This window comes from Flavobacteriales bacterium, assembly GCA_016124845.1.
GTDB lineage: Bacteria > Bacteroidota > Bacteroidia > UBA10329 > UBA10329 > UBA10329.
The window spans coordinates 54,858-68,449 of sequence record WGMW01000003.1 but is presented as its reverse complement, the minus strand read 5'-3'; the positions used below and the strand labels follow the sequence as shown (position 1 = coordinate 68,449).

Annotated in this window: 11 protein-coding genes; 1 reads left to right on the top strand and 10 read right to left on the bottom strand. The window is 43.0% G+C overall.

Going from position 1 to position 13,592, the window contains the following annotated elements:
• Positions 1 to 68: 68 nt before the first annotated feature.
• From GC178_01030 to GC178_01005, 6 genes are all read right to left on the bottom strand, one after another.
• On the bottom strand, positions 69 to 665 hold the full coding sequence (locus GC178_01030) for a 3-oxoacyl-ACP synthase (GenBank protein MBI1286139.1): 597 nt from the start codon (positions 663 to 665) through the stop codon (positions 69 to 71).
• A 44-nt stretch (positions 666 to 709) separates the two neighbouring features.
• Positions 710 to 1,093: a PIN domain-containing protein gene (locus tag GC178_01025; protein ID MBI1286138.1), complete on the bottom strand. Its 384-nt coding sequence runs from the start codon at positions 1,091 to 1,093 to the stop codon at positions 710 to 712.
• Positions 1,093 to 1,305 carry a DUF2281 domain-containing protein gene (locus GC178_01020; protein ID MBI1286137.1) on the bottom strand — a complete coding sequence of 71 codons (213 nt, stop codon included), beginning with the start codon at positions 1,303 to 1,305 and terminating at the stop codon, positions 1,093 to 1,095. Before GC178_01020 ends, GC178_01025 begins: the two co-directional genes overlap by 1 nt.
• Positions 1,306 to 1,339: 34 nt before the next feature.
• The gene (locus GC178_01015; protein ID MBI1286136.1) at positions 1,340 to 2,482 is read right to left on the bottom strand and encodes a beta-ketoacyl synthase; all 1,143 of its coding nucleotides are present in this window, start codon (positions 2,480 to 2,482) and stop codon (positions 1,340 to 1,342) included.
• A 140-nt stretch (positions 2,483 to 2,622) separates the two neighbouring features.
• Positions 2,623 to 3,042 (bottom strand): YbgC/FadM family acyl-CoA thioesterase, encoded by a 420-nt coding sequence (locus GC178_01010; GenBank protein MBI1286135.1) that lies wholly within the window; start codon positions 3,040 to 3,042, stop codon positions 2,623 to 2,625.
• Positions 3,043 to 3,170: 128 nt separating this feature from the next.
• On the bottom strand, positions 3,171 to 4,037 hold the full coding sequence (locus GC178_01005; protein MBI1286134.1) for a lipid A biosynthesis acyltransferase: 867 nt from the start codon (positions 4,035 to 4,037) through the stop codon (positions 3,171 to 3,173).
• A gap of 234 nt (positions 4,038 to 4,271) precedes the next feature.
• Here GC178_01005 and GC178_01000 point away from each other — a divergent pair, with 234 nt between their 5' ends.
• A complete protein-coding gene (locus GC178_01000; protein MBI1286133.1) occupies positions 4,272 to 4,487 on the top strand; it encodes a hypothetical protein in 216 nt (71 codons plus the stop codon).
• A 158-nt stretch (positions 4,488 to 4,645) separates the two neighbouring features.
• Here the strand turns inward: GC178_01000 and pyrF (GC178_00995) are convergent, their stop codons facing one another.
• Genes pyrF (GC178_00995) through GC178_00980 form a run of 4 tightly spaced genes read right to left on the bottom strand, consistent with a single transcriptional unit; the run spans position 4,646 to position 12,938 of the window.
• Positions 4,646 to 5,299: an orotidine-5'-phosphate decarboxylase gene (gene pyrF, locus GC178_00995; GenBank protein MBI1286132.1), complete on the bottom strand. Its 654-nt coding sequence runs from the start codon at positions 5,297 to 5,299 to the stop codon at positions 4,646 to 4,648.
• Between the two features lie 6 nt (positions 5,300 to 5,305).
• Positions 5,306 to 6,232: an orotidine-5'-phosphate decarboxylase gene (gene pyrF / locus GC178_00990; GenBank protein ID MBI1286131.1), complete on the bottom strand. Its 927-nt coding sequence runs from the start codon at positions 6,230 to 6,232 to the stop codon at positions 5,306 to 5,308.
• 39 nt (positions 6,233 to 6,271) lie between these two features.
• Positions 6,272 to 7,921, bottom strand: coding sequence for a phosphotransferase (locus GC178_00985; protein ID MBI1286130.1), 1,650 nt, complete (start codon positions 7,919 to 7,921; stop codon positions 6,272 to 6,274).
• A gap of 4 nt (positions 7,922 to 7,925) precedes the next feature.
• Positions 7,926 to 12,938 (bottom strand): hypothetical protein, encoded by a 5,013-nt coding sequence (locus tag GC178_00980; GenBank protein ID MBI1286129.1) that lies wholly within the window; start codon positions 12,936 to 12,938, stop codon positions 7,926 to 7,928.
• Positions 12,939 to 13,592 lie beyond the last annotated feature (654 nt).

Genomic DNA, 13,592 nt, shown 5'->3' with positions numbered 1-13,592 from the left:
TGAGGTTTTCACAGAAAAAATTCCTTTTTCATTCTGTGTAAATCTGTGTTTCTGTGGCTTTATCATGTTCATCTGTCTAAATACAAATCTGTCAAATGTTCCGCTGTCAATTCGTCAACTCCTGAGTTGGTGATGAACGCGAAGAAACCATCGTGTTCCTCTCCATTCACTTCGGTCCAGCCAATGAGCACGGCCTTGGCGGCATTATCCGCGAACAGCGCCTCGCATTGCTCCAAGAGTTGCGCAGCATCAAACCGCTCGGTGATTAGGAAGTTGTTCTCGCCATACAACTTGTGGCGGATGCATATCTCGCCCACTTCAATGTTCGGAAGCGTGTACACGAACAGCGCAGGACTGGCAATGCCGCTTTCCTTCAGCGAGTTGTAGTACGCATGGTCTGTTTCCAAACTGGAGGAACGGTTGGAATACACCACCGCCACTTCATCATCGGCATACGTTTCCAATTCGGAACGCATCAGCGTCATTTCGGCACCAAGGAAACCAAGTTGCGAAAGCGCATCCATCTTGAAGAACTTCGGGTAACTGAGCCCGATGTGCTTGTAAACCGACCGTAGGAATGGTTCCTCGTCCATGTGCTGACAGAAGAGTTCGCCATTGATGTGAACCTCGTTGTCCTTGATGCGGCAATATGTTTTCAGGCTCAAACTCAAATCAGTTCGCGAAGAAAGGGGTTTTCAAGAGATGACACTTACCAACGGGTCTGAACTTCATAGCGGTCAAACATGCGGTCTTTGGTAAGGAGAATTGCCTCTTGCCGATTGGCCTGAACCACTAACATTCTATCGAAAGGGTCGCGATGATGGTCTGGAAGACCAATTACCGACCGTGTGTCTTCGAATTCAATGGGCAGAAGAATAATCCTGTTGGAAGAACAGAATTCCAGAATGTTCTCGAAATCATCAACCAGTTCAAGTTTACCAAGATTTACCTTGATGGCCATTTCCCAAAGGCTGGCAACACTCAAATAGCAGGTGTTCTCAAAATTCTCAATGTCCTTGATAAGATGCTTAGGAAACTTACCATCCGCGTTCATGAACCAAACAAACGCGTGCGTATCAAGGAGAATATTCATCACATATAATCTTTGAAATCCTCCAATGGTTCATCGAAATCGTCAGACATTTTGAAAAAGCCCTTGGCATAGCCGAACTGTCGTTTTTCAAGAGGTTTCTTCGTTTCCTCACGTTCCAATTTCTGCTTCAGAAAGTCAATGAAATCTTCCACTTCCCTTCGGAATTCAGGAGGAAGCGCGTCTATTTTCGAAATCAGTTCTTTCGTGCTCATGACCAACATTTTTCAGCCTCCAAGGTACTCAATTTCATCTCGTCTTGAATAAAGCTGCCGCATTGCATCCGCCAAAACCTGATGCGGTCTTGAGGAAATAACCCGAGGTGGGCTGAGTGGTTGCTGTGATGATGTTCATGAGTCGAGAAACGCCTTGTTCCTCATAACCAAGCGAAGCAACAAGTTCCTTGCGCTTCATGGCTTCCAATCCGAGGAGGGTTTCTATCACACCTGCCGCGCCCAGCGTGTGGCCGAAATAGCCTTTCATGCTGTTGATGGGAACATCAGACAGTCCGCTGCGCTCAAACGCTATGCTTTCCATCTCATCATTAAAGGAAGTGCCCGTTCCGTGGGCCGACAGATAACCTATCTGCGTGGCACTGACCGAAGCAGGGTTCAACGTCCGTTCTATGCTGCGGTGCAGCCCTTCTCCCGTTCGGGATGGACCCGAAATATGGTTCGCATCGTTGGCACTGGCGCCCGACACGTACTCATCGCATCTTCCTTTAAATAGCGTATCGTCATTCGAAAGCACCAGACCTGCGGCTGCTTCGCCCAGGTTGATGCCCGTTCTGTTCTTATCGTATGGCTTGCACACACCTTCCGTCAAGGCGTGCAGAGCAGCAAATCCCGAAAGGGTGAATTCCGAAACCACATCGCCACCCAACACCAATACGTGTTCGTACTTGCCAGCACGTATCAAACGCGCTGCGGTAATGATGCTCAACACGCCCGAAATACAGGCATTGCTGATGATTATCGGTTCATTGGCCAGATCGAACGACTGCCGCATGAACTTGCTCAATCGCGTAAGCGGCAAGCGCGGGTCGTTGTCCCTATCTATCTTATCAATGTTGCCCTTGGTCGTGCAGATGATCACCAGGCCGTCCTCGTCCTGAAAGGGGTCGAAGCGCAGCTTGCTTACCGAATGCTCGTAGCACTTGGCCAGCATATTCTCCAGCTTGGTGCTGTCTATATGTTCCTCTATGATGAAACTGTTGGGTATCAGCCCCACGTGGCTGGTGGTTTCCACCCCGAACGGCTGCTCCACCTGCTGCAAACCTGTTTCGCCACGTAGCATGGCATCATACACCTTGGCGGGTGTATCGCCCAAGGGGCAGATAACAGATTTTGCGCCTACGTAAACCTCGCTCAAACCAGTCCGTACTTTAGGCATTGTTCGCAAACAAATTGAAAATCCCTACTCGCTCTTTCGTCCTTTTTCTTCGTTCTATAACCTTTGTTTAACTCTGCTATACGCAGGTTCTGAGCCTCGAAAAAGAAGCGAAATAGCTGTGTATTTTCTGTCCAATTCATTTACAAACCATGCCTTTGTTTCCACTCTTCGAAGAACGGTGGTGTGTTCAGTTGCAACACGTGGTCCGTGTCCATGAAAACCTGCACCGTTTCGCCTGTTGCCTTCAGCTGCGTTCTATCCTCGTTGTACACCTTAAAGCGGAAGATCATCTTGGCCGCAGGCGAATTGACAAAGGTTGTTTCCACCAGCCCGATCTCGTTGTACCGCAACGGATACTTGTAATCCATGTGCGATGACGCCAATGGCATCAGCAGCCCGTGCTGCTCGTACACATCGGTAAAATCGAAATCGTACTGCTTGGCCCAAGCGTCTCTCCCATCTTCAAAATACTTCAGAAAATTGCCATGCCATACTATGCGCAGGCTGTCCACTTCGCTGAACCGTACTCGGAAAGTTGTGCTGTTGGTTAATTCTTTCATTCAAAAAACATGTAAGAGCCACAGATGCTCAGATTTTCACAGAAAAAACACAGATTGTTTTCTTTTCGCTTTGCGAATATATTCTGTGAAAAATCAGTGCTAATCCGTGAATCTGTGGCTAACTCATGTTAAGGCTTCCAAAAGTCGTAAAAATTGAACCACTGGTTCGGGTATTTCCGCACCATGTGGGCCATTTCATCAACATACTTTGTGAGTAAAAGTTCGGGCTTCAATTTGCCCTCTATGGGTTGCGTGCAGTAGAAGCTGTAATCGTACGTTCCGGTCTTAAAGCCGTACACGAAAACCTTGGGCACATCGAACTTGGCGGCAATGGCAAACGGACCGTAAGGAAACTGCGCTTCCTTGCCCAGAAAATCCTCTTTGAGAGTACGCATGCCTTCGCGGAAGCGGTCTCCGTGTATGCACACCAATTCCTTGTTCAGCAGGGCTTTACTGATGAGGAATACGTGCGAAATATCGTCCTTAATGGGTATTACGTTGAACTTGCGGCCGCCCGTGGTGCCGTCCATCTGCTTCTTTATCTGCTGGTGCTCCTCATCGTACATCACCACGTTCACCTTGCCGCCATAGCCGCGCATCAGGTGGCTGGCTATTTCCCAATTGCCCATGTGGCCCGAAATAAGAATGCCGCCCGTCTGGTTCTCTACCATGTTGCGGATGTGCTCGGCCCCGTTGTGCGTTAGGTTAAAGCGGTCTTTGATGCCCGATGCCATGGCCACCTTGTCTATAATTACCTGCCCGAACACGTAGTAGGTGCGGTAAATGCCCGCAATGCTTTTCAGTACGCCATAGCGCAGGCCATCGCGGTAGTAGCGGTAGATCCATTTGCTGCTGCTCCACGAGAACAGGAAGAAATACAGCACCACAAAATGCAGGAAACCGTAGGTGAACCCAAGGCCCAGATGCTTCATAAAGAAGATGAAGAACCAGTAACCTAAGGCGTTTCCTCTACTCTTTCCGCTCCATTCGCTCATGGGCGCGAATTTAGTAAGGTTCGGAAGTTCGGGGATACGTGGATTTGCGTGTTCTTTTGGGGGCTCAGATTATGATAGGCTGACCAGCCAAGAGGGAAGGCCGCGGTTCTACTGGCATCTTTTAATTAAAACTGATATGAGTTGTTGCCCTTTGGTGAATACCCGGGACTGAACAGAGGTTGATCGGTGCTTTAAGGGTAGATTTTTGGGGCAAGACTGAGATAGATCGTGGGCTTGACCGAGATAGATCGGGGCTTGACCGAGATAGATCGGGACTCGACCGAGAATGATCGGGACTCGACCGAGAATGATCGGGAGAAGACGGAGATAGATCGGGAGTGGACTGAGAACGCTGGTTATCAGACGGTTAGGACTGATGGCGGTTTTCAGGTAAGAAAGCACGCGTTGCAAACGCTAACGGGAAGCGGAGGCAGTGGCGATCTTATTTAATCTTTGAAGATCAGTTTGGAAACTGATTGTATTTACCTCCACACGAGTGACCCTTCGGAACACTCGCGCGAGCCGGGAAGCCTCTTCAAAAGCCAAAGACCCTCAGAAACTTATGGTACTTTAAGGAAATACCAGACCTTGGGCAACCACCTTCAAACTCAAGTAATAATAGATTCAATGGCTAAGGACGGATTACTTGATTCATAAATCGCCCTTCCAATGATAGCGTAATCAGCTCCAGCTTTAATAACTTCGGAATACTGTCCCCCCTGCGCTCCTACACCACAAGCCACGATAATCATGTCCTGACCTACAATTTGCCTGAGTTTTTCAATTTGTTCCGGCCGAGTACCAGGAGCTTGAATTCCCAAACACCCCATCTCCAATGCAAGTTTTGCCGCCTCCTCTGCGTACTTTCTTGTAAACTCCAGACCTCCAGGATGAGTTAATTCCGTTACCACTATTATTTCCAATTCGCCACCTCCAATTTGCTTTATTTCATAAATCGCATCAGTACCTACTATAGCATGAACCATTATTGAATCAGCACCAGCATCTTTGACCAATTTCACGATTCGATTATTCGTTACTGGTGCATCAGCAACTTTGAAATCTGCAATAATTGGCTTGCCAAATACTTTCTTAAGCCTGCCAATAATTGGGAGACCTTCAGATAAAATAAGAGGGTAATTAACTTTGATTAAATCTATTTGTTCGTAGCAACTGTTTAAAACTCGAACACATTCCTCCTCAGTTTCACAGTCTAACGCTAAAACAATCCTTGTCTTCGGAACAATCGACCTAATCGACATCTCAGACTAACTATTCAAACTATTTCGAACATCTACCACCATATCCTCCGTATTCTGGCGAATAATACTTTCAAATTCTATCATCGAAACATCCTTATCATAACCAGCAAAAGTGATACTTCGAGATGCATTTATTAAGGCTCCCAGACCATCTGAATTGAAATTATGTACGACATCCTTTCCAGAGGCTCCTTGTGCTCCATAGCCTGGCACTAAAAAAACGTTGTTGTACATTTCAGCGCGCAATTCTTTTGCTGCTTCCGAATAAGTTGCCCCTACGACCGCTCCTACCGAACTGTAACCGTTTTTACCGACCATATCCATTCCTAACCTATTAACCGTTCGTGCCATCTTTACATAAAGCGGAAGCTTCGACTCCTCCAAGATTTGGTCCTGAACATCACCTGAACCAGGGTTTGATGTTTTGACAAGGACAAAAATTCCCTTTCCATAATCCTTGCAAACATTTACAAACGGCACCAAAGTTTCCTCACCCATGTATCCATTTACCGTCACAGCATCAACATCAAACATTGGTTTACGCTCTCCAAACACAACCGAGGCACCAAGAAACGCATTTGCATAAGCAGTTGCGGTTGAACCAATGTCATTTCTTTTGGCATCCACAATCACAAGAAGTCCTCGCTCCTTTGCAGCCTTAACTGTGTTCTCAAATGCAATCATCCCCGGTAGGCCATATTGCTCATAGAAGGCAATTTGAGGTTTTACACAAGGAACAAGGTCTTGGATTGAGTCTAATATGATTGTATGAAATGTGGTGATTGCTGAAGCTATAGCCTCATTCAGCGACCCTTTCTGAGCATTTGTAAGAATAAAATCTGGAATGAGTTCTAAACGGGGGTCCAGCCCAACTATACACGGAGTAGCTTTACGTTCAACTGAACGTATTAGTCGGTCAGCAAAATTTTCCATCATATTTTTTCTCTCATTTATTTACCAAACGCCTTATTGCTAAGGTGATTTAAATCGACTATTTGCCTCCTCAATTGCCCTTGCAGCTGCCAAAAGCGCCACAACTCTTTTACTTGGTGGAAAAGTGTTCCGACATGCCGCTTTCGCAAATTCAACCGCCAAGTTCAATGAAAACTCCCAAGGTTCAAAGGGAATTTCCACCAAGTTATTGACGTTCAGGTTTAGGTAATTTATCGCTCTACAGATTCCTTTATTGGAATCTGTGTTTGAATCGATTTTTTTCTGGTCAATAACTTTTTCCAACAATTTAAAATGTTCTCCTATAGCCGTTAGGTCAAAATACGCCAATTTACCATGATCAATACCCCTAATTAATAAATCAACCATCAAAAGACATACATCTGAGGTTGAATGACCGTAACCTATGCTTCCCGCATCGATAAGAATCGGATCATCATTAGCATCTATCAATAAATTGTTAGCATGAAGGTCACCGTGGCATATTTGAGCTTTAAATCCTGGATCCATATGCTCATTAGCCAACATGTCAAAAGACCCATTTTCCTTGATGATTGAAACAAGCGGCAGCAATGAATTTTCGTAATCTGCGTTATAGTTAAGCAAAACCCCATGTAACTCTTCTATGCTTGCTTTGACTTGCAACTTCTTGTTTCTTGAAAGTCCTAGCAGTACTAAATCCAAGGTACTTTTACAATCCAACTCTGACTCTCCAGTAACTTTATAAAGTCCCATTAAACAGGTGTCAGAAAAAATCGTCCTAAGGTTTTTCTTAACCTTAGTATCAGTAGGATTGGTCTGTAACCAATTAAAACAGGAATTTGTTTCGGAGGCAAATTCAAATGAAAGAGCAGACCAACCTTTGTACTGAAGTTTACTCGGAGATACTTTGCCAACTTTGACCGTTGTTTTTGACCTAAGAGGTTCATAATAGTCCTCAACATTCTTAAACTCTTTTCCAAGTTCCTGTAAATCGTTCGACAATTTGAACAGAACATGTTTTGATGCCCCAAAATCTGCCAAGAAGATATAAGCACCAGACCAACCTGGGGTAAGAGCTTTAATAGTTATACTTCCATTTTCAGGAATGGTCGAACTAAAACTTGAATACTTCGCCAGAATACTTGAAATCACTGACTCTCCAACGCTATCATTCAATGATAGTGTCCTTAAGTTGGGAGTCAAAATTATTTTATACCTGCCTAACAGTTCACCAAAATCTACTATACCCTCAATTGCCTTTCTTACAGTTTGAAATGCTCCTGTTTTTGCACTAAATTCCTTGCGAAGTTCACCAACTTTAATCCCTTGGTCTTGAGCTATTTGTCTTGCTGCGAGAATACTATCATCATCTGATGAATAAATTAGAACAGGTGTATTTAAGCTTCGAAGTTTCTCCGTTATCAATGGCTTGTTTAGGAGTTTCAATCCAGCTTTTTCAAGTTTTACATCGCCTTTGGCATCCACCTGCTTCTCTATAATATCCAATATGACCAAGTCAATCCTCTGGGCTTCCAACAATGCTGATTCAAACTTCTCAATATCCGCCTCTATCTTTGGACTAACAGTTCTCGAGGGAGAAAAACCATCAAACAATGGTTCTATATAATCCTTGATGAGCCTTTGATCAGCCTTTACATCGTCAAAAAAATATATTGCAAATGAATCCATGGACTTAAAATTTCAATAAAATAATCTGTCGATAAAATTTGGTCCTATCTTTATTAAAACCCCACTTCAACTCTCCATCAAAATCCAATATTTGTTCTCGCCACTTAGACAGTCCACCCATCAGGTTGTTCTTTTGTTCTGGATCTGATACCGAGTTCTCAATCAGAAGTTCAAATGAATTATCAATCTGTTTAAGCGAAACCTGAACACTAAGTGGGGTTTGCGACTGTTCATCTTCATCCTTTTCGTGAATATTATCTTCGAAAATGTGTTGAAGCAGATTCTTTAGAAGGGGTTCAAAAATAAACGCCTGATAAATAGTTGCTTCATCCCTACTAAAACTGTAGTCGAGCCCAGTCTTACATATTGCCTTGAATGATTCCAATGCGTGATTGACATTATCAACCAAATCAACATTCAATTGAGACAAAATAGTATTTAAGACTGAGTTGTTCTCCAACTGACGCTTGTCAAACCTCAAATAATTTACATACATGCTTTCTAAGAGACCAATGTATTTTTCAAATACATTTTTTTCTAATAAAACACTGGGTTCATCCTGAATAAGTTTGACCAAAATTGTAAAGTCATCATTACTTCCAATAACAACTCCAGGCCGCATTGCCTCTTCCAAATCCCTCCTAAACATGTAATAGACATTAAAACTCTTACTATCAAAGAGGTCTTTGATTTTTTCCAGGTGACCGAAGATCACATCATTCAGGTATTGTGCAACATATTTCCAGTCGGTCATCAATTTCTGACACCAACTTTGGAAGTAATCTGTTGTCACAAACGACTGATCATTGTTTACTCCTTGAATAAAATTCTCAATTTTCCCCCTATATGCTGGGCTAAGTGCGCGGTAGCGTTCAATTATGTCATAATGGTTGTACTTTCTGTCAAAGTTCCTTTTTCTCTGCACCATTAAACTTTTAACTACCGCCAGTTTAGAATCAAAAGGAATTCTAAGTCCAGTTTTTCGTTTTTCGGTTATAAGTTCTAAAAATTGAGTTGCATCTTGCATAGAATCTGAAATACCCTCTATCAGCCTTATGTCATTCAACTCTTGGATGATTGTATCATAGTATTCTTGACTGGAATGATAATCTCGCGTAATGAAAGAATGCAAGTGATAAAACAGATTCTGAACGATTGCTTCGGAAAACTTTTCTTCAATAAAAGCACTTCTAAAAATACCTCCCAAGTTCTCAATAAACAGAACTTTATCCGCAGAACGCAGTACGGTTACCGCAGCAAACTTTATTCGGACGACATTTGATCGAGTCTTTAGTTGCTGTTGCATTGGAGTAGACTCAGCTAAAGCAATCTTTAAGCTGATTTGAGCAATTAAATCGCGCGCAATTCGAAACTCCAAAGGTGGGCGGTGCATCCATATCTTTTCAACCGACAAAAAATAAATGACGGCTTGGACGACCGTATTGCCTTGAATTTTTCCCACTTGGAAACCTTCTTCCAGTTTCCTTAGATGCTCCACAACCAAGAATCGCTTTTCTGTTGACAACAAGGCTTCATCAAGCAAAACCTTGAACTTCATCATCTCAGAGATGATTGACCCCGTTAGTTGCTCACCGTAAAAATCCCTTGGTCTATGATTGACCTCTGTTGTCCTATCTCGTATTTGAAGTCGTTCCTTTCGGGAAACATTAAAATCATTGATCAATTTATTGGGAACCTCAAACTGCTTTAAAGCTTCAATTTGGGCACATACCGGGCATTCCTCCATTTCAAAATAACGCAATGGCAGCCTGTAAAGGAATTTAACCGACACGGTTGACGAAAGGTCTTCCACCGACTCCGACTCAGCAACTTTGACGCTATTTGTAAATATGTCAACTGGAATATTTTCAACCCTAGGATTGCGCTTTACCTGAACAATTTTCTCAAGCATCTCTTGCTCAGGCTTCCATAATTGAGAGAACAGGATGCAAACCTTAATGTTGGTCTTTGCCTCCGAAGCAGCAAAATTGACCATTTGCTGAACCGTGGTTCCATTCAAACTACCCCAATCAATTATCAAGACATTGTCGGATTTACTTCCACGGTGCATTTTCTCGTTATAAAACACCCAGTTCCCAAGTACGTTGTTTCTCTTGATAACTTTTCTTGCAACACAAACCGCCAATTCAGCACTATACTTGTGATATCTTTCCTCCAAGTGCTTTGAGATTTGTTCTAGGTGATTAACCTTGAGTACCGGTGTTGGTGTCCAAATTTCAAAGTCTTCTATCCCTTGACTTTCGGCCCAACTGTCAATCTCATCATAGTAACGCTGCATAATGACTTCATCATTTTTTGCTAGAAAATCAATTGCACTTAGGTAAAAAGTGAAATGTCTTCCTGCATTCTTACCAACATGACTAAAATGCAATGCACTTCCCTTCTCCACCATTTCAAGTACCTCATCAAGATCTTGATTGCGATGCCCTAAGTCCGTTGATATCAAGGCCTCTTTTGTCTTCGCTATTATCGATTCATAACTATACGGCTCAATGAACTTGACTCCACTCTTAATTGATTCCATCATTGGAGTAACAGATAAATCGTATTCAGCCAAAGACAGAATCTCAAGTTCATCATGTCCCCATATATTCACTGAACCTTGGGTTTTGGGCTGTACTAAACCGAGGATTGCAATCGGATGGGCAAGTCCCCTGTACACCGTCTTCGCCAAGCGATTGACCGTTTCAAAAGAGGAGATTAGAGTTGTTAAGATCAACACTTGATCCCCTCTGCTGAAAATGGGGGATCTTCGAGGTATTCTTCTATCAACTTCATCACTTAGAACAACAATCTTATCAACATCTATCCCCATCCATTTGCAGAACGGTTTCGCTATTTTTCTAGCCTCTTCATTATCAACGAGAATTTTAATTGATTTCAAGTCTATACGCGCATTTCCATGCCTACTTTTGAACAACAAGGTCAAAGCAATACCGAAACCATCTTCTTCAAATTCAAGTAAGGTTTCCATATTAACCCATCGCTTAACCCAACTCAGATTTGGACTAATATCGCAATAGCCCTTTTTTTGTTCTGAAACTTGTTTCTCAAGTTCCTGAATCAACTTGTCTCCATAGTATCTAATCAAACCGTTAAGACCATAAAGCAGTTCCCATATTAGCTTCCCATCCACATTTGCATATTGATGAACTAGCGGGTCATTATTCACAAACTTCTTTATTTCAAGAATTTCATTACCCCCTTTATTAGAGAGGTATGACGTAGCTTCCACCTTTCCTTCGGAAGAAAGGACCTTAAGAAGTTCCATGATTTCATCTTGGTAGATGCCGCACCACGAATGCTCTCCCTCCTTGGTTAAAACCAGAATCGGATCTGCAATATTCTCGAATTCGCTATCGAAAGATTCAGGATCTTGAATTGTAGAATCTTCCTCGTTGAAATTTAGACCGCTTTCCACCAATGTTCTTCGTAAGTACTCATTCACGGAATCGGTGCATCCTTCTAGTTTCTCATATCCATATTGCTCAGGAAAACCATAAACAACCAATGGATTCGGATGCCTTAACTGAGTTAATGAATTGAGAATATCCTCCACCAGTTTCTCAGAAATTGGTTGAATAGATTCAAGTTTGAAATCCAAAAAAATAAAGACGGTCGCAGTTCTATCCTTAATGCTCTTGAATCTATCTTCAAGCTCGATGTGTTGCTTTTCAAAAAAGTTATCTACTCGTAAATCATTGGCAGTGATCTCAACACGCTCAACTATCACTCCTGGCGTTTTTCCTGTAGGTGTTGTTAAAGGCGGATTGACCTTAGCGAGTTCCCTATAAGGCACCATGGTCATTTTGATGAAAGAACCCGGCATGTACCCTAACTCATTTGCGGAAAACTTCCTCGCAGGGCCATCGTATCCACCTTTTTGATAACCGGCTTCAACCCTAGCAGAGCGAATCGACATTAACCCATCGTACTTATTCACGATTCGCTGAATACGGTACAATCCTTTAGTCCCTCTAAATCTTTCTGATTTCCTACTATACCATTTATCAAACGCCCAAAGAACTATATTATCATCAGTCATTGTCGATGACTGTTCAGATAAGGCAAATTGTTTCTTAAGAGAATTGACAACTCCTTGACCAGTATCTCCGAAATAAATCTCGAGATGATGGTCATATCCCTCTTTTAGCCAGCTAAAAAAACTTTCATTGTTTCCAACTGAGTTCTCATCAATCACTGAGTTCGGCAATAGAATTACCCCAAGTAATGCATGGGTAGTTGAACTCTCACCTAATGGGTTGGCATGCTCTTTCAAATTTTTCACCAACTCATTTAGCACAACACCTGTAATCGAGCGCGCATCAATTTTGGCCAACCCTTTCTCCTCATTGCCGATAATGTCGTGCAAAAACTCTTTTAGATTCTTCACCTCAAGACTATCTTCCAACTCTTGAACCCAAGTCAATGGTACAATTGCCTTATAGCTTATTTCATCAGTCTTTTTCGATTCGAAATCAGATTCCGTAACATTGGCGCGCTCAAGAACGTTTTGCTCATCATAAATCAGTGGTTTTCCAGAACGGAAATCGCATTTTCGAATTATTCGTACATCCCCAGTTTCAACATGGTAACACATAGCCGCTCGTTCAAACTGTATGTGATACAGAAAGTTCCTTGCAACTCTACGTTGGCCAACCACATTTTGCATCTGTCGATGAACCCTTGGATTGGAAATTTGGATTTCTAACATTTTCTTATTCTCACCGGAAGAAGGTTGATCCAGAGGCATTGCAATATCCACAGACACATCTTGCTTTAAGGCACTTTCAATTAACAACAACAATTGAGCAGCAGCCCCGAACTCAACCCAACGTAACTGGGAAAGGTCCACAAGCAATCCATGTTCTTTCGTTTGCACTGACCAAACCCCATTTTGAAACTTGTTTTCTGTTTCAATCTCTTCTTTCAATTTCTTTTCAAGCACTGCCGCTGTGAGTCGTATGGGCGGAATATGAAATAGTGTGGTTTTCATTGCCGGTGAAGTATTGTAGATCAATGGTTTGACAATATGCAAACTATTATGGGAAAAGTGAACATAAGATGAATTAATATGCACCTTCCAAAACCCCATACCCTCTTTCCAAAAGGTCATATCCTCCTTCTGAAAGCTCACATCTAGTTTCTTAACGGGCTTACCAAATTATTTCTTGCACTTAACAATAATCTGAAAGAAAACCCATTCTCAACTGTCAAAAAGCGGTTTTCATCCACCAATAGCTGGCATGCCTCCCCGTCTTTGCGGTATGCAATCCCGTCTTTCCAGTATGCCTCCGCGTCTTTCTGGGATGCCTCAGCGTCTCGGTGGTATGCCTCACCGAACGGCTGGCATGCAATCACCATAGAGTGGCATGCAACCCCCACTCAGCATTTTGCAAACGCGTCTTCCGCAAAATCAACAAAGGTAAAACGTGGTGCGAGCAGCCGTACCCTGAGGGCAATCGAAGGGTACAGCCAAGCCTACCTCTGTAGACTTCGGCTCCGCTCAGCCTACCCAAACGCACATGCCGCTCGTCATGCTGAACTTGTTTCAGCATCTATTGAATTAGACCTTGAAACAAGTTCAGGGTGACAGCAAACGTGTACAATAAACTCAGGGAAATCCGAACTGATCAACTGGTCAACCCAG

Coding starts and splice junctions, on each gene's coding strand:
- GC178_01025 (MBI1286138.1), bottom strand. CDS start 1,093: ATGAATATTCTCCTTGATACGCACGCGTTTGTTTGGTTCATGAACGCG.
- GC178_01020 (MBI1286137.1), bottom strand. CDS start 1,305: ATGAGCACGAAAGAACTGATTTCGAAAATAGACGCGCTTCCTCCTGAA.
- GC178_01015 (MBI1286136.1), bottom strand. CDS start 2,482: ATGCCTAAAGTACGGACTGGTTTGAGCGAGGTTTACGTAGGCGCAAAA.
- GC178_01010 (MBI1286135.1), bottom strand. CDS start 3,042: ATGAAAGAATTAACCAACAGCACAACTTTCCGAGTACGGTTCAGCGAA.
- GC178_01005 (MBI1286134.1), bottom strand. CDS start 4,037: ATGAGCGAATGGAGCGGAAAGAGTAGAGGAAACGCCTTAGGTTACTGG.
- pyrF (MBI1286132.1), bottom strand. CDS start 5,299: ATGTCGATTAGGTCGATTGTTCCGAAGACAAGGATTGTTTTAGCGTTA.
- pyrF (MBI1286131.1), bottom strand. CDS start 6,232: ATGGAAAATTTTGCTGACCGACTAATACGTTCAGTTGAACGTAAAGCT.
- GC178_00985 (MBI1286130.1), bottom strand. CDS start 7,921: ATGGATTCATTTGCAATATATTTTTTTGACGATGTAAAGGCTGATCAA.
- GC178_00980 (MBI1286129.1), bottom strand. CDS start 12,938: ATGAAAACCACACTATTTCATATTCCGCCCATACGACTCACAGCGGCA.